Below are 14748 nucleotides of genomic sequence, written 5' to 3' on the forward strand. Positions count from 1 at the left end.
CCTTCACGCCATCGCCTCCCTCTATCACACCATCCAGATCCCGGTTGGTCTGCCCCATACCGCCCATAAAAAAACAGGCCCACCGAAGTGGGCCTGCAGTTATTTGCGTGGGTGGGAGTATCGCGATAGAGGGCGCTACTCCCGTTCCTTCACATAGGGGGTGCCGAGCGCCTTCGGCGCCACCGCACGGCCGATAAAGCCGGCCAGCAGGAACACGGTCAGGATGTAGGGCAGTGCCTCGATGGCCTGCACCGGAATGGCGAAGCCGCCAATGCTGACCCCTTGCAGCCGGATGGCGACCGCATCTAGGAAGCCGAACAGCAGACAGGCTGCCATGGCATTCCAGGGGCGCCACTTGCCGAACACCAGCGCCGCCAATGCCATAAAGCCCTTGCCCGCACTCATGTTGGGGATGAACTGGGCCGTCTGGGCCACCGCCAGATAGGTGCCACCGATACCGGCCAACAGGCCGCCGATGAGGAGCGCGGTGTAGCGCATCCGCACCACAGAGATACCGGCGGTATCGACCGCTGCCGGTGCCTCACCCACCGCCCGCAGACGCAGACCGAAGCGGGTACGGAACATCACCCACCAGGCCAGCGGTACGCAGGCGAACGCCACGTACTCCAGCAGGGAGTGGCCGCTCAACAGCTCGCTGTAGAGCTGGCCGATCACCGGCACATCCCACAGCTCCTTGGCATAGGGCAGATCGATGGGGGCGAAACGGGCATCACCGGAGAGCGCCGGGGTCTGGCCACCCTGATCGAACCAGTAACGGCCCAGGGTCACGGTCAGACCGGCCGCCAGAATGTTGATGGCCATGCCGCTCACCACCTGATCACCGCGGTGAGTGATGGTGGCAAAGCCGTGCATCAGGGCAAACAGGATGGAGACACCCACCCCGGCACCCAGACCTATCCAGGCAGAACCGGAGACCGCCGCCGCCGCACCGCTGGCGAACGCCGCCGCCAGCAGTTTGCCTTCCAGCGCGATGTTGACCACCCCGGAGCGCTCGCAGAACATGCCCGCCATGGCGGCCAGAATAAGCGGCGGCGCGGTACGGATGGTCGCATCCAGCATCAGGATCAGAATTTCAAACATGATCAGACTCCTTTAGCTTGCGCGGCTGAGCGGTTGGCAAACGCCAGATAGAGCTGCTCGATGCGCGGACGCATCATGTGCTCAAGGGCGCCACAGAATAGGATCACCAGACCCTGCAACACCACTACGATGTTGCGGTCGACACCGAACTCGAAGCTGAGCTCGGCGCCCCCCTGATAGAGGAAACCGAACAGCAGGCTGGCGATGATGACGCCAACCGGATGGTTGCGCCCCATCAGCGCCACCGCGATACCGGTGAAGCCGAACCCTTCCACGAAGTTGAGCTTGATCTGGTGCAGCTCACCCTGCAGCACGTTGAGGGCAAAGAAGCCCGACAGCATGCCGGAGATGACCATGGCCAGGATCACCACCTTGGGATAGGAGATACCGGCATAGGCGGAGGCGCTCTGGCTGGCGCCGACCGAGCGGATCTCGTAACCCCAGCGGGTGTGCCAGATAAAGACCCACACCAGCGCCGCACAGATCAGCGCCCAGAAGAAGCTGATATTGAGCGGGCTATTGGGGATCTCCATCCCGAACAGGTTCGCCAGCCCGCTCATCTTGGGCAGCCAGCTTGCTTCGGCAAACACCTTGCTCTCGGTCGCCATCGAGCCGGGCGGCTTGAACACCTCCACCAGCAGATAGGCCATCAGCGAGGCGGCGATGAAGTTGAACATGATGGTGGTGATCACGATATGGCTGCCGCGCTTGGCTTGCAGCCAGGCCGGAATAAAGGCCCAGGCCGCACCGAACAAACCACCGGCAATGATGGAGAGCGGCAACAGCAGGGCAAACGGCAGCACATCGCCGAGCATCAGACAGACCAGACCGACACCGAGCCCGCCGATATAGGCCTGACCTTCGCCACCGATATTGAACAGGCCGGCGTGGAAGGCGACCGCCACCGACAGACCGGTAAAGATAAAGCCGGTTGCGTAGTAGAGGGTGAAGCCAACCCCTTCACCGGTGCCGAACGCGCCGTACCACATGATCTTGGCGGCATCGACCGGGTTGATGTCGAGGTAGTAGAACAAAATGGCCGACACCAGGAAGGCCAGCAGGATGTTGACCGCAGACAAGACGCCTACGGAGACCCAGGCAGGAATACGTACTTGGCTCATCAGTGGGCCTCCTTGGCAACTTCGTCCGGCACTATGTTTGCCATCATCAGACCAATGGTGCGCTCATCCGCCTTGGCACCATCCAGCTCGCCGACGATGCGACCATCGGCAATGACCAGAATCCGGTCAGCGAGGCTCATGATCTCGTCCAGCTCCACCGAGACCAGCAGCACCGCCTTGCCCTTGTCGCGCATGGCGATGATCTGCTGGTGGATATATTCGATGGCACCGATGTCGACCCCGCGGGTCGGCTGGCCGATCAACAGCACATCCGGGTCCTGCTCCACTTCACGGGCAATCACCAGCTTCTGCTGGTTGCCACCGGAGAAGTTGGCGGTCTTGTGATCGGGATGGGGCGGGCGCACGTCCCACTTCTCCATCTTGGCCTGACAATCCTGCTGGATCGCCTCCTTGTTCTGCAGCCACCCCTTGTTGTATTGCGGGCGACGGTGATAACCGAGAATAAAGGCCTCTTTCGCCTCGAAGCGGTTGATCAGCCCCATCTTGTGGCGATCTTCCGGCACATGACCGAGGCCGTAGTTGCGCACCAGCTCGGGATCGGCCGGGTGCTCCGCGCTCACCTTGTGCACGCCGCTGCGGCTGCTGATGGTGAAGCAGCCCTTGCTCGGCTTGAGAATGCCGCCAAGCAGGCTGAGCAGTTCGGACTGGCCGTTGCCGGAGACCCCGGCGATGCCGACCACTTCACCGGCCCGCACCTCGAAGCTGACGGACTTGACCCGCTCCACCTTGCTGGCGTCGACGTAGCTGAGCCCTTCGATCTTCAGCTTGGCTTCACCGGGCTGGGTTGGCCCCTTGTCGACCTTGAGGCGCACCTTGCGGCCCACCATCAGTTCGGCCAGTTGCTCCTTGTCGGTATCCCTGGTGGCGACGTGGGCCACCATCTCGCCACGGCGCATGATGGAAACCTGATCGGTAATGGCCAGGATCTCCCGCAGCTTGTGGGTGATAAGGATGATGGTTGCCCCCTGATCCCGCAGCTTTTTCAGCACCTCGAACAGGTGATCCGCCTCTTGCGGGGTCAGTACCCCGGTCGGCTCGTCGAGGATCAGGATGCGGGCGCCGCGATAGAGCGCCTTGAGAATTTCGACCCGCTGTTGCAAGCCAACCGGCAGATCTTCGACCTTCTCGTGCAGCGGCACGTCGAGGCCATAATCCCGCGCCAGTTCGCCCAGCAGCTTTTCGGCTGACGCCACGCTCTGCTGAAGGTGCCAGCCGTTCTCAGCGCCGAGGATGACGTTTTCCAATACGGTGAAGTTATTGACCAGCATGAAGTGCTGGTGAACCATGCCCACGCCTGCGGCAATCGCATCTTGTGAGCCGTGGGGTTTGAAAGGATTCCCGTCGATCAGCATCTCGCCTTTGTCGGCATGGTAGAAACCATAAATGATGCTCATCAGGGTGGACTTACCGGCGCCATTTTCGCCGACAATGCCGTGGATACTGCCTTTGCGAACCTTAAGGTCGATCAGCTTGTTGGCGTACACTTCGCCGAACCGCTTATCGATACCTCTTAATTCGATGGCATAGCGATCTGTCTGGTCCATGATGCAGCCCTGCGTTTCATGAAATAAGACTAAAAACCGGCCCGTGCGGGCCGGTGGTGCGTTGAGAGTCGTAGCAACTATCTAATTAGTATTTGCAGGTGTTATCGCTCATGTAGTCATGAACCTTGACCTTGCCAGCGATGATTTCGGCCTTGATGGCATCCACCTTGGCTTTCATTTCCGGGGTGATCAGCTTCTCGTTGTCCTTGTCGAGCGCCCAATCCACACCGCCTTCGGCCAGACCCAGGTTCTTGATACCCGGCTTCCACTCGCCTTTGGCAGCGTCATCCCAGGTCTGGTAAGCGGCCAGACCCACAGACTTGACCATGGAGGTCAGCATGGTGCCCGGTTGCAGGTGGTTCTGGTTGGAGTCCACCCCGATGGCGAACTTGCCGCTGTCCTTGGCTGCCTGATAGACACCGATACCGGTACCGCCAGCTGCGGCGTAAACCACGTCAGCACCTTTGGCGAACTGGGACTTGGCCAGCTCGGCACCTTTGGCCGGGTCAGCAAACGCGGCCGGGGTAGAGCCCGCCATGTTCTGGAACACTTCGATCTTCGGATTGACGAACTTGGCACCCTGCTCGTAGCCGCACTGGAATTTGCGGATCAGCGGGATATCCATGCCGCCCACGAAGCCGACCTTGCCGCTCTTGGAAGCGATGGCAGCCAGTGCGCCCACCAGGAAGGAACCTTCATGCTCCTTGAAGATGACGGACTGGACGTTCGGCTTGTCGACCACCATGTCGATGATGGTGAACTGGGTTTTCGGGAATTCGGTCGCAACCTTCTCTACCGCAGAACCCATATTGAAACCGACCGCCACGATCGGGCCGTTGCCACGGCTGGCCAGACGACGCAGACCCTGCTCGCGCTGGGCTTCGTTCTGGGGTTCAAACTCTTTGACCTTGACGCCCTTGTCCTTGTTGTAGAGCTCGACGCCGTTACGGAACACGGCTTCGTTGAATGATTTGTCATACTTGCCCGCGGTGTCATAAATGACGGCTGGCTCGGAAGCAGCCTGAGCAGAGAGAGCAGCGAGAGTGAGGGAGGCCACGGTGGCCAGCTTGAGCACTTTAGTCACGATCGTATCCTTGATTGTTATTAAGTGAGGGAACTTGCTTGCCTGTCAGAGCAGGCTATCTAGCACGCAGGCTTACTCTAAGTCAGCCCCGATGCGGGTCAAGCAAATGATAAGGGAAAAACGTTTGCGTTAACGGTTTGAATTCTAAGCAAATAACCTTATAAGCAGTTGTTTTTTAGCTACTTTTCAGTTTTTTATGCTAACAACCAAAAGACCCAAACGACATTTCTCTTATTGTTCAGCAAGTTACTGTAAACCGTTTTCCCCTGTTATTCATCCAGCCCCCCGGCAAGCCCGTGATCCGGCTCGCAAAATCCCCACAAACCGCGCGAGCAAGAGTTGGCTACAGCTGGAAACCTCCCCGTCCAGTTCTCTCTGCGCCAGCCAAAATTGGCCGCACCGGCGCCCCTGCAAGCCCCCATCTCGCCCCTCCCCCCGAGTTTGGATTTGGTCTGGCAGGGGGGATGGCCGTATAATCCCCGCCTGTATAAATAAACAGGAGTGGTGATGGACGTTTCAACCCTGCTCGACGGGCTCAACGACAAGCAAAGAGATGCCGTTGCGGCGCCCCGCAGCAACCTGCTGGTGCTGGCCGGTGCCGGTTCGGGCAAGACCCGGGTGCTGGTGCACCGTATCGCCTGGCTGATGCAGGTGGAACGCTGTTCACCCTTCTCCATCATCGCGGTCACCTTTACCAACAAGGCGGCGGCCGAGATGCGCGGCCGGGTCGAGAAGGTGTTAGGCAGCTCGCAGCGTGGCATGTGGATCGGCACCTTCCACGGCATCGCCCACCGATTGCTGCGGGCCCACCATCTGGATGCGGGCTTGCCGCAGGATTTCCAGATCCTCGACTCAGACGACCAGTACCGGCTGATCCGCCGGGTGCTCAAGGCGCTCAACCTCGACGAGAAGCACTGGGCCCCGCGCGCCGTGATGGGCTACATCAACGGCAAGAAGGACGAGGGGCTGCGCCCCGGTGACATCGACCTCTACGGCGACCCCGTTACCCGCACCTATCAGCAGATCTACAAGACCTATCAGGAGACCTGCGATCGCTCCGGTCTGGTGGATTTTGCCGAACTGCTGCTGCGCGCCCACGAGCTGTGGCTGAACAAGCCGCACATCCTCGAGCACTACCGCGACCGCTTCCAGAACATTCTGGTGGACGAGTTTCAGGATACCAACGGCATCCAGTACGCCTGGCTGCGGATGCTGGCGGGCAACAGCGGCAAGGTGATGATCGTCGGCGACGATGACCAGTCCATCTACGGCTGGCGCGGCGCCAAGATCGAGAACATCCAGCGCTTCCTGACCGACTATCAGGGGGCCGAGACCATCCGCCTCGAGCAGAACTACCGCTCCACCGCCAATATCCTCAAAGCGGCCAACAGCGTCATCGCCAACAACGCCGAGCGCCTTGGCAAGGAGCTGTGGACCGAAGGGGCCGAGGGCGAGCCGATTTCGCTCTACGCCGCCTTCAACGAGGTGGACGAAGCGCGCTTCGTGGTCGGCCGCCTCAAGGATTGGAAGGAAAAGGGCGGCCTGTTGGCCGACTGCGCCATCCTCTATCGCTCCAACGCCCAGTCGCGGGTGCTGGAAGAGGCGCTGATGCAGGACGCCATGCCTTACCGCATCTACGGCGGCCTGCGCTTCTTCGAGCGGCAGGAAATCAAAGACGCCATGGCCTACCTGCGGCTTATCAACAACCGCGGCGACGACGCCAGCTTCGAGCGGGTGGTCAACACCCCGACCCGCGGCATCGGCGATCGCACCCTCGAGATCCTGCGCGGCAACGCCCGGGATCAGGGGCTCAACCTGTGGCAATCGGCCAAGGCCCTGCTCAACGACAAGGTGCTGACCGGTCGCGCCGGCAATGCGGTGCGCGGCTTTGTCGATCTCATCGATGCGCTGGAGGAGCAGGTGTCCCTGCTGCCGCTGCACCAGCAGGCGGATATCGCCATCCAGAACTCCGGCCTCAAGGCGATGTATCTGGCGGAAAAGGGCGAGAAATCCCAGGCGCGGGTAGAGAACCTGGACGAACTGGTCACCGCCTGCCGCCAGTACCAGCGCCCGGACGAGCTGGAAGATATGAGCGATCTCTCCGCCTTCCTCGCCCACGCGGCGCTGGAATCCGGCGAGAATCAGGCCGACGAATATGCCGACGCGGTGCAGCTGATGACCTTGCACAGCGCCAAGGGCTTGGAGTTCCCGCTGGTACTGCTGGTCGGCGTCGAAGAAGGCATGTTCCCCAGCCAGCAATCCACCGAGGAGTCGGGCCGGCTGGAAGAGGAGCGCCGCCTCTGTTACGTCGGCATGACCCGCGCCATGGAGAAGCTCTACATCTGTTATGCCGAGAGCCGCCGCATCTACGGCCGCGAGATGTTCCACAAGCCGAGCCGCTTTATCCGCGAGATGCCCGCCGAGTGTCTGGAAGAGATCCGGCTGCGCACTCAGGTCAGCCGCCCCACCCAGTACGGCCGCTTTAGCCAGAACGAGGTGCAGCAGAGCTTCGACGCCAGCGGCATCAAGCTCGGCCAGCGGGTGCTCCATCCGAAATTCGGGGAAGGGGTAGTACTCAACTTCGAAGGGGTCGGCCAGCAGAGCCGGGTGCAGATCCAGTTCGATGACGTCGGCGCCAAGTGGCTGGTGACGGCGTATGCCAGATTGGAAGCGCTCTGATTTTTCCTGCCTTTTGAAATAACCAACCCGGCTTAGGCCGGGTTGATTTTTATATGACCCATCGCGACAACTTTAAATACGCGATCGTCCGAATACGCTTCGCTATTCGAACCTACAGCTGTGTTTAAGCTGTGGAAGAACAATATTTGTCCCATATTGGACAAGGTATATTCAACTTAAGTTTGCTATTAAAAAAGCACCCTTTTCGCAAGCAAAAAAAGTTATTTAAATTTTCCATCCTTGATCGGGAGACTTGTATTTAGCGGAGCGGACGGATGAAAACCCGCTCAGTGTGAGTGGATACTCACAGACAGAGTGGGACTCACAATTTATCCACAGCACGCCAGTTATCCACACATTGCAACTATGTCTCTGCACCATTATCTTGTGTTACGAAGCGGCAGGAGCACCACATATAGTGGTTTTACATCAAATGAGGAGCAACTCATGGTGATAAACGAAGTATCAAAACCCTTCCCGGGCAAAACTATGTCCATCCCATGGCAAATGATGGAGGTTATCCATGCCAAAAAGACCACGACGTTCACGTCGTTCAACACCAAAGGCTACAAATGATAAAGCCACCCTTCCAAAGTGGATCAGGTGGCTCATATCAGGGTTCCTAGACGCTTTAAGGCAAAAGCTTGTAGGATTTGTGTTTTTACTTCTGCTTAGTGCAGTCCCGCACGATTACAACGATTACTCTTGGAGTACCAGTCCAGAGGCAATCAAAGTGCAGTACTACCAGATCTAACCAGGGGCCTTCGGGCCCTTTTTTACACCCTTAACTTACAATTTGTGAGTCAAATGTGTAACCGGAATCATGGACAATCGTGACCTAGCCGTCAATGAAAATATATCACTATTTGTGATACACCAACGTTCAGAGAAGCACAAAACCACAATATATTCATATTGTTAAATGACGCAGGACCGTAGGTTCGATTAGCGAAGCGTAATCGGACGATCGCGTAAGACGTTCGCGTAATCGGACACTAACAACGGAGCAACCCTTTTAGAGGTCTACTCCAATCCCCCCAGCACCCCATCCACCGACCCGCACCAATCCGGCGGATAGATGCCGCTCGCCACGTAACGATGGAAGGTGGAATACGGCCAATCGGCCACCCGTGTGACATGACCATGCTTGAGCGGGTTGATATGGACGTAATCCATATGGTGGCGGTAATCCTGCTCATCCCGGATCAGGTGTTCCCAATAATGGCGCTGCCAGATGCCCCGCTCCCCGTGGCGTAGCCGGGTCTGGCTGCGCCGCTCGTTCAGCGGCAAGGCACGGGAAAAGTGGCTTTTGATCAGCCGCCACCGCAGGGGGAAATCGGTGTCCCCCTCCGGTAAAGAGAGAATGCAGTGGAGATGGTCGGGCAACACCACCCATGCGTGAATGGCGAAGGGGTGAGCCTGTTGCACCTTGGCAACGCTGTGGCGCAGCAGGTCGATCTGCTCCACCAGCAACCGGTTGTTGCGCCGCTCCAGCAGGTTGACGGTAAAGAACCAGGTTCCTCCGGGCCACCATGCCCGCCGCCAATTGGCCATCCTTTTCCCCTCGTTGAGACCGAAAAGCCAAGCATAGTCTTGCCTCACGTCGATCTGCTTGCGGGCTGTGATGGTGCGGATATTCCATTACGCGATCGTCCGATTACGCTTCGCTAATCGAACCTACATGGACAGGAAATCTGGAACACCCACTTTCGGGCAAAGGCGTAACTGGTGGAGCTACGCCTTGTTTTTGGTGGAAGCCTCTGGTCACTTAACCAACTTGCTCTCCATCACCCCTTGCTTGCCCTCCTCTTCACTGACCTGACTCAGCTTGGAGCGAGCCATCAGCAGGCCCATCTTGACCTCCTGCCAGACGTAGTAGTTTTTACCCGCCTCGGTGCTGAGGGTCAGGGTGGCATCGTTCTCCGACTTGGAGGTGATGGTGTGGCTGCCCGGTGTCACCTGCTTGAGGATGTAGGTGTGGGCCACGGTATCGCCGACCGCCATACCATCCACCAGCAGCGGCATTTTGACGGCCGCCCCGAAGGTCTCGTTGCGATAGATATAGAGGTTGGCCGCATCCTTGGGCGCCACAAACTGCTTGGCCTGCGCATCTGCGGTGGCATCGGCCATGGGTACGGAAGCACAACCGGAAAGCAGCGCCGCTGACAGCAGGGCGGCACTCATCATTATTTGCCTGAACATAGTCGTTATTTTTTAGTGAGTTAACGGGGTCTAAAGGTTCGCATGAGCCTGCGCAGGCTGACAATCGCTCAAATCGGTCGGGGTGTGACCCGCCTCAATTTTCATGCATTTGGTGGGATGAAGGGGGGGCAATCAGAAACCCGGCCGCCAGATGGGGCGCGGCGGCCGGGTGAATTGTAAAGAGTAGGGTGACAGGGAAATGGATCAGCCTAGTCTAATCAACTCGATGGGGGCGTAGCGCTCACCGGAGTTTGCCAGCAGCACGCACTTCTCATGCTCCGCCTGATAGGGGGTCATATTGTCGGTGTGGGCCTCTTTCAGAAAATCGACTGCGCCAGTGGCGGCAATCATCACGCGCTGACCCTGGTTCAGCACATTGCGGTTACGGTCATAGATCTTCATCTCATTCTCCTTTTATTGTGTCCTGGCGGATGCGCAGGCGTCTGTCCAGGACAACGGCATTCAGCCTACGCCCCTGAAAAAAGGTGATTTATGTCACAGATCAAAAAAGGGGCGATAAGGGACTCACAGGTTCAAAAAGCGAGCATGGCCCCTTGGCCAACGGCTGTCGCGCGAAGTAGCGCTGCCCTGCCCTTTTCGTCGTGGTAGGCTCGAACCCGGCAGCGGTTGGGGTATATTGGTGGCCGATTAGCCAGTCTCATTCACTGTGGCCGCGCAAGCGGGCCGCTGTTCCAACAAGATGGAGAGTGCTCATGAATCGCGACATTACCGCCCAGTTCATCAAGATGCTGACCAACCTCGACCACTGTCTGGTCAAGGCCGAGGCCCACGCCACGGCGAAGCAGTTCAACGTGGAGAACTTCTTCGGCGAGCGGCTGATCGTCGATATGTTGCCGCTGTCCATGCAGGTGCTGATCTGCTGCGATTCGGCCCGCGCCGTGGTCGCCACCGCCAGCCACAGCGAGCTGCCGGTGCTGGGAGATGACCCCAAAACCATGGCCGATCTGCGCGCCCATATCGGCAAGACCATCACCTATCTGCAAGGCAAGCTGGACGCGGACTACAGCCAGTACGCCAGCGGCCGTTACGTGCCCCACTGGGCGGGCGGCAAGGGGATGGATGGCCATACCTGCGTCCATGAGTACGGCATTCCCAACTTCTACTTCCACCTCACCATGGCCTACGCCCTGCTGCGCCGCGCCGGGGTCGATCTCGGCAAGCGCGACTATCTGGGCGGGCTCAACCTGCAATAAGCGCCGCGCCGCCACAGGCGGCAAACAGAGAGCAAAAGCCTGCCATGCGGCAGGCTTTTTTATGTCGGGTGGTGCAGGGCTGGTGCGCAGAAGGGCAAGCGCCCTAGAAGGGGCCGTTGCTCTCGCGAAGTTTGTCAGGCAGGCCGTCGTGATCACCCAATTCGCGCTCGGGCACATCATCCCAGTGCAGCTTGCCGAGGGTGATATTGCGCTCGGGGTGCACGGCGTAGTGGATGCGGTTGTCCTCCCGATCGGTATCGCCAATGCAAAGCAGCCGGACAGTCTCTTCGGTGTTGTTGATAAAGGCGTGGGCCAGCCCATCACCGGCCTTGAAGCCGACCGAGTCGCCCGGTTGCAGCCGATAGAGCACGCCATCGAGCCAGACATCCGGCGTCCCTTCCAGCACGTGGACAAACTCGTCTTCAGTCTTCTCGGCATGGGGCCAGCTGGTGCGGTGGCCGGGCTCGACAATCTCGTGGTGAATGCCGATGCGGCTAAAGCCGAAGTGTTTGCCGAGGGCGCAGCCGCGCGACAAGGGCTCCTGACTGCCGGAGTAGTAGCGCGGCGTCTGCTCTTGCAGCTCGCTCCAGTGTTTGATGCAGGGGTGGCGATTCATAGCGGTTCCTTTTCCATGAGGATGCAGTCACGAGAAGGGTCATCCTAACTGCCAGAATGCGGGCGAGAAAAGCAGAAATCGGTCAGCCCACTTCGCAGCAGATGGTGAAAAGACGGACTCGGCTGCGGGTCAATTCCCATCCTGCAAGGGCTGCGCAGCCATGCGACCGGCAGTTGCGCGGGCAAAAATAGAGACAAAAAGAGGGAGCCACTGGCTCCCTCTCTCGATCTGTCTGCACCCGTTTTCTGAGGCTGACATTCCGCTCTTATTTCCCGCTCTTATTTCCCAAGATTGTCCGCCAGCTGTTTGGCGCGGCTGGCCGCCCACTGGTCGATCATCTTCTCCATCTCCCCGGCGGTGATGGGCTCATCCTTGTGGGTGGTATCCGGACTCTCGCGGGCATCCATCACCCGCACCAGCAGCTTGCCGCTCTGGGAGTCGAGCAACTGGGCCATGCTGCCCACCTTGAGCAGGTAGGGCTCCTTGCCGATCACTTCGCGGGTGACGTTGATGGCGATCTTGGCCGGCAGCAGGTCACGCAGCTTAGGGTCGGGGCGGGTCAGGTCGAAGTTGGTGACGGCGGCCTGGATCCGCATGACTTTCGGGCCGGGGGCGGTGGCAATCTTGACGCCCTGCTTGATCAGCTCGCTCTGGAACTTGTCGTGGTAGTAGCGGCCGATCTGGTTCTGTTCATTGGCGGTCAGCAGATACCACTGACCGTTCTCCTGCCGGATAAACTGCAGCGGATCGAGCAGCACCTCATTGTATTGCCGCAGGTCAACGCCCGGCTCCTTGTAGACGCGCTGATTGGGGTTGCTCTCGCTCGGCTGGAAGGCAGTCAGCGGGATCGCCTGCAAGCTGTGGGATACCTGATTCTTGACGGCGCAACCACCCAGAAGGGCCGCAGCCACGGCAACCATCACGACCTTTTTCATATTTGCTCCTGCATTTTACTGTTTGTTTTTGCTGTGGATTTCGCACCACATGGCTGGAGAACCCGTGCCGGATGCCGCCAATGTCACAGACAAATAACCTATTCATCACCTTCCCACAAGGGACAGTTCAGGATTGTTCAGCTCACATCCAAGTTGTCACCATTGAGGCACTTTTGTACAGGGTCAGCCAGGGTATGAACGGCAATCTGGCGAGGGTTCGGTTGTTTAATCCGGCTAAATGGGGCTGCGAAAAGCGCTCAGTTTTTTCAAACGATGGGGGCCAGCGAGCGGCGTGAGTTGAACGGGGGAATGCCCTGGAACGGGCGATGACCGATCATCAGCCATCTTGCGCAAACTTGCCTGCCGCCGGAGAAGCGGCAGGCTCATTCATCAGTTATCGAGATCCCAGGGGCACTGCTTGACCAGCCCCTCTTTGCCGCTGGCGACGATCGCCTGCTGCACCATCCGTTTGTAGCGATTCTTGATATGGGCGGGCAACGCGGGCACCAGCAGCCGCTCGTCAAACTCCGGCAGCGGGCGATCCGGCAGCACCGCCTGCTCCTGCGGGCTGAGGGGCGGCCGGGAGGCAATATTGCTGGCCGAGATGGTGGGTGTGCCCACCAGCATCTGGCGCTGCAGCGGCGCGCTCAGCAGAAAATCTACCAGCAGGTAGGCGGCCTTGAGCCGTGCAGGATCATCCCCGACATGGCGGGCAATGGAGATCGCATCGAGGGCATAGATGGCCCCCTCCTGCACCATGGCGATCCGCCACTGCTGATCGTTCTGCTTGTTGCACTCCACCAGCTCCAGCCCCCAGGTGGTGGCAAAGGTCTGCTGGCGCAGATCCTCGCAGCGGTTGGCCTGATTGAACCAGAAGCCACGACTGGCTCGCAGCCGCTGTGAGAGCTGCTGCTCCACCTCTTGCTGCAAGGTCTTGTCGGCGAGCATCTCGCCGCTGGCAAACAGGGCGGGCGACTTGCCCAGCGAGAGCAGCACCGAAAAGAGCAGCGGCTCGAACTGGTCGCAGAACTCGGCAAACTGGCCCGACGGCGAGCTGTTGGCGAGTACCTGCCAACTGGTGGGCGCTTGCGGCACCTGCTTGCTGTCATAGGCGAGGCTGAACATGGCGTAGGAGAAGGGCACCGAGTAGTTGCGCTCCCCCTGCTTGTCATACTCGGTGTTCTTGAGGGCGGGCTTCACCTCGGGGTAGTGCTGCAGGCGGCTGAAATCGATGGGGAGCAGCAGCTTGAACAGCGGCTGGTGATGGGCCTTGTAGAAGTAGCTGGTCGGCAGCACCACATCGGCGCTGCGGGTGCGCAGGGCGCGGTAGACGCTGTCGAAATCAGTCAGCAGCGGCTCGATCCGGCTGACCGTCGCCTCCACCCCATGGGCTTTGGCGTAGTCGGCAAACTGTTGTTCATAACCCGCTGGCAGATAGCCCCACTCCAGCAATTTGAGCTGAACCGGGGCCGCCAGCGCCGGGGTCATCCCCAGCAACCAGCAAAGAGGCAGTAGACGCATGGTCGGGCACTCCTGACAGGCAAACCTTGTTGGAGTATAGGCCCATGCGCCGACTCGTCAGGCCACCAGCTCAGCGCCCATGCTGGCCAGAATGGAGAGGCTGACCACAGCAAACAGCACGCCGGTCACCAGATTGAGCGGCCGCTGCACCCGCAGCAGCAGGCGCTGGGCGCGATCGGTGGAGAGGCTCCACGCCAGCAGCCCGAACCAGCAGAGGGAGATGATGAAGAGCTCGCCCACCAGCAGGCTGCGGGTCATCCCGTCCACCTCTGGTGTCACCATGGCGGCCAGCAGACCGATAAAGAACACCAGCGCCTTGGGGTTGAGCAGATTGGTGGCAAGGCCCGTGCGCACGCCCCTGCCCCAACCATGCAGCTCGTTGGCGGCGTTGGCCATCACGGTACTGCTCTGCTGGCGAGCCGCCATCAAGGCGCCCCACCCCAACCAGCCCAGATAGAGGGCGCCGCAGCACTTGATCACCATAAACAGCAGCGGGTGGCTGACGATCAGCATGCTGATCCCGGTCAGGCTAAGGGTGGCGTGCACCATGATCGCCAGCGAGATGCCCAGCGCCGCACCAAGGGCGGTCGGCCGGTGCAGGCTGGTGCGCAGGATCAGGGCGAAATCGGGACCGGGGCTGGCCAGTGCAATAAGGTGCATCAGGCCGAGGGTAACGAACAGACTGGTCAGCATAACAACTCTCGCTTTAA

At 59.5% G+C, this 14748-nt stretch carries 14 protein-coding genes; 2 read left to right on the plus strand and 12 right to left on the minus strand.

Annotated elements, in window-relative coordinates; all coding sequences use genetic code 11:
- Positions 1–135 precede the first annotated feature (135 nt).
- From G5154_RS13025 to G5154_RS13040, 4 genes are all read right to left on the minus strand, one after another.
- Positions 136–1101 (minus strand): ABC transporter permease, encoded by a 966-nt coding sequence (locus tag G5154_RS13025; RefSeq protein WP_021230728.1) that lies wholly within the window; start codon positions 1099–1101, stop codon positions 136–138.
- A gap of 2 nt (positions 1102–1103) precedes the next feature.
- The gene (locus G5154_RS13030; protein ID WP_005357011.1) at positions 1104–2222 is read right to left on the minus strand and encodes an ABC transporter permease; all 1119 of its coding nucleotides are present in this window, start codon (positions 2220–2222) and stop codon (positions 1104–1106) included.
- Positions 2222–3787 carry an ABC transporter ATP-binding protein gene (locus G5154_RS13035; protein ID WP_216952620.1) on the minus strand — a complete coding sequence of 522 codons (1566 nt, stop codon included), beginning with the start codon at positions 3785–3787 and terminating at the stop codon, positions 2222–2224. The genes G5154_RS13030 and G5154_RS13035 overlap by 1 nt, the downstream gene beginning before the upstream one ends.
- Before the next feature lie 85 nt (positions 3788–3872).
- Positions 3873–4871 (minus strand): BMP family lipoprotein, encoded by a 999-nt coding sequence (locus tag G5154_RS13040; RefSeq protein WP_005340803.1) that lies wholly within the window; start codon positions 4869–4871, stop codon positions 3873–3875.
- 507 nt (positions 4872–5378) lie between these two features.
- On the opposite strand from G5154_RS13040, the gene uvrD reads away from it, so the two are divergent.
- On the plus strand, positions 5379–7550 hold the full coding sequence (uvrD, locus tag G5154_RS13045) for a DNA helicase II (protein ID WP_421251012.1): 2172 nt from the start codon (positions 5379–5381) through the stop codon (positions 7548–7550).
- Between the two features lie 465 nt (positions 7551–8015).
- On the opposite strand, the gene G5154_RS13050 is transcribed toward uvrD, so the two are convergent.
- The 4 genes from G5154_RS13050 to ydfZ all read right to left on the minus strand — a co-directional run bounded on the left by G5154_RS13050 (position 8016) and on the right by ydfZ (position 10154).
- The gene (locus G5154_RS13050; RefSeq protein WP_158653277.1) at positions 8016–8162 is read right to left on the minus strand and encodes a hypothetical protein; all 147 of its coding nucleotides are present in this window, start codon (positions 8160–8162) and stop codon (positions 8016–8018) included.
- A gap of 411 nt (positions 8163–8573) precedes the next feature.
- Positions 8574–9104, minus strand: a complete 531-nt coding sequence (locus G5154_RS13055) for an REP-associated tyrosine transposase (protein WP_204384868.1) — start codon at positions 9102–9104, stop codon at positions 8574–8576.
- Positions 9105–9314: 210 nt separating this feature from the next.
- Positions 9315–9752, minus strand: a complete 438-nt coding sequence (locus G5154_RS13060) for a DUF2846 domain-containing protein (RefSeq protein WP_017788673.1) — start codon at positions 9750–9752, stop codon at positions 9315–9317.
- A gap of 204 nt (positions 9753–9956) precedes the next feature.
- Positions 9957–10154 (minus strand): putative selenium delivery protein YdfZ, encoded by a 198-nt coding sequence (ydfZ, locus tag G5154_RS13065; RefSeq protein WP_005357022.1) that lies wholly within the window; start codon positions 10152–10154, stop codon positions 9957–9959.
- Between the two features lie 311 nt (positions 10155–10465).
- Here ydfZ and G5154_RS13070 point away from each other — a divergent pair, with 311 nt between their 5' ends.
- Complete coding sequence (locus tag G5154_RS13070; RefSeq protein ID WP_421251011.1) at positions 10466–10966, plus strand: DUF1993 domain-containing protein; 501 nt, start codon at positions 10466–10468, stop codon at positions 10964–10966.
- Between the two features lie 103 nt (positions 10967–11069).
- Here the strand turns inward: G5154_RS13070 and G5154_RS13075 are convergent, their stop codons facing one another.
- From G5154_RS13075 to G5154_RS13090, 4 genes are all read right to left on the minus strand, one after another.
- Positions 11070–11582: a cupin domain-containing protein gene (locus G5154_RS13075; RefSeq protein WP_019445003.1), complete on the minus strand. Its 513-nt coding sequence runs from the start codon at positions 11580–11582 to the stop codon at positions 11070–11072.
- A 278-nt stretch (positions 11583–11860) separates the two neighbouring features.
- Positions 11861–12517 carry a DUF3313 domain-containing protein gene (locus tag G5154_RS13080; protein WP_421251010.1) on the minus strand — a complete coding sequence of 219 codons (657 nt, stop codon included), beginning with the start codon at positions 12515–12517 and terminating at the stop codon, positions 11861–11863.
- A gap of 390 nt (positions 12518–12907) precedes the next feature.
- Entirely contained in the window at positions 12908–14038 is a 1131-nt protein-coding gene (locus tag G5154_RS13085) for an ABC transporter substrate-binding protein (RefSeq protein WP_368173774.1), read from the minus strand.
- Between the two features lie 57 nt (positions 14039–14095).
- Positions 14096–14731 (minus strand): LysE family translocator, encoded by a 636-nt coding sequence (locus tag G5154_RS13090; protein ID WP_421251009.1) that lies wholly within the window; start codon positions 14729–14731, stop codon positions 14096–14098.
- Positions 14732–14748 lie beyond the last annotated feature (17 nt).

It is taken from the genome of Aeromonas sp. 600527, from assembly GCF_049175415.1.
Taxonomy (GTDB): Bacteria; Pseudomonadota; Gammaproteobacteria; order Enterobacterales; family Aeromonadaceae; genus Aeromonas; species Aeromonas veronii_A.

Coding starts and splice junctions, on each gene's coding strand:
- G5154_RS13025 (WP_021230728.1), bottom strand. CDS start 1,101: ATGTTTGAAATTCTGATCCTGATGCTGGATGCGACCATCCGTACCGCG.
- G5154_RS13030 (WP_005357011.1), bottom strand. CDS start 2,222: ATGAGCCAAGTACGTATTCCTGCCTGGGTCTCCGTAGGCGTCTTGTCT.
- G5154_RS13035 (WP_216952620.1), bottom strand. CDS start 3,787: ATGGACCAGACAGATCGCTATGCCATCGAATTAAGAGGTATCGATAAG.
- uvrD (WP_421251012.1), top strand. CDS start 5,379: ATGGACGTTTCAACCCTGCTCGACGGGCTCAACGACAAGCAAAGAGAT.
- G5154_RS13050 (WP_158653277.1), bottom strand. CDS start 8,162: ATGAGCCACCTGATCCACTTTGGAAGGGTGGCTTTATCATTTGTAGCC.
- G5154_RS13055 (WP_204384868.1), bottom strand. CDS start 9,104: ATGGCCAATTGGCGGCGGGCATGGTGGCCCGGAGGAACCTGGTTCTTT.
- G5154_RS13060 (WP_017788673.1), bottom strand. CDS start 9,752: ATGTTCAGGCAAATAATGATGAGTGCCGCCCTGCTGTCAGCGGCGCTG.
- ydfZ (WP_005357022.1), bottom strand. CDS start 10,154: ATGAAGATCTATGACCGTAACCGCAATGTGCTGAACCAGGGTCAGCGC.
- G5154_RS13070 (WP_421251011.1), top strand. CDS start 10,466: ATGAATCGCGACATTACCGCCCAGTTCATCAAGATGCTGACCAACCTC.
- G5154_RS13075 (WP_019445003.1), bottom strand. CDS start 11,582: ATGAATCGCCACCCCTGCATCAAACACTGGAGCGAGCTGCAAGAGCAG.
- G5154_RS13080 (WP_421251010.1), bottom strand. CDS start 12,517: ATGAAAAAGGTCGTGATGGTTGCCGTGGCTGCGGCCCTTCTGGGTGGT.
- G5154_RS13085 (WP_368173774.1), bottom strand. CDS start 14,038: ATGCGTCTACTGCCTCTTTGCTGGTTGCTGGGGATGACCCCGGCGCTG.
- G5154_RS13090 (WP_421251009.1), bottom strand. CDS start 14,731: ATGCTGACCAGTCTGTTCGTTACCCTCGGCCTGATGCACCTTATTGCA.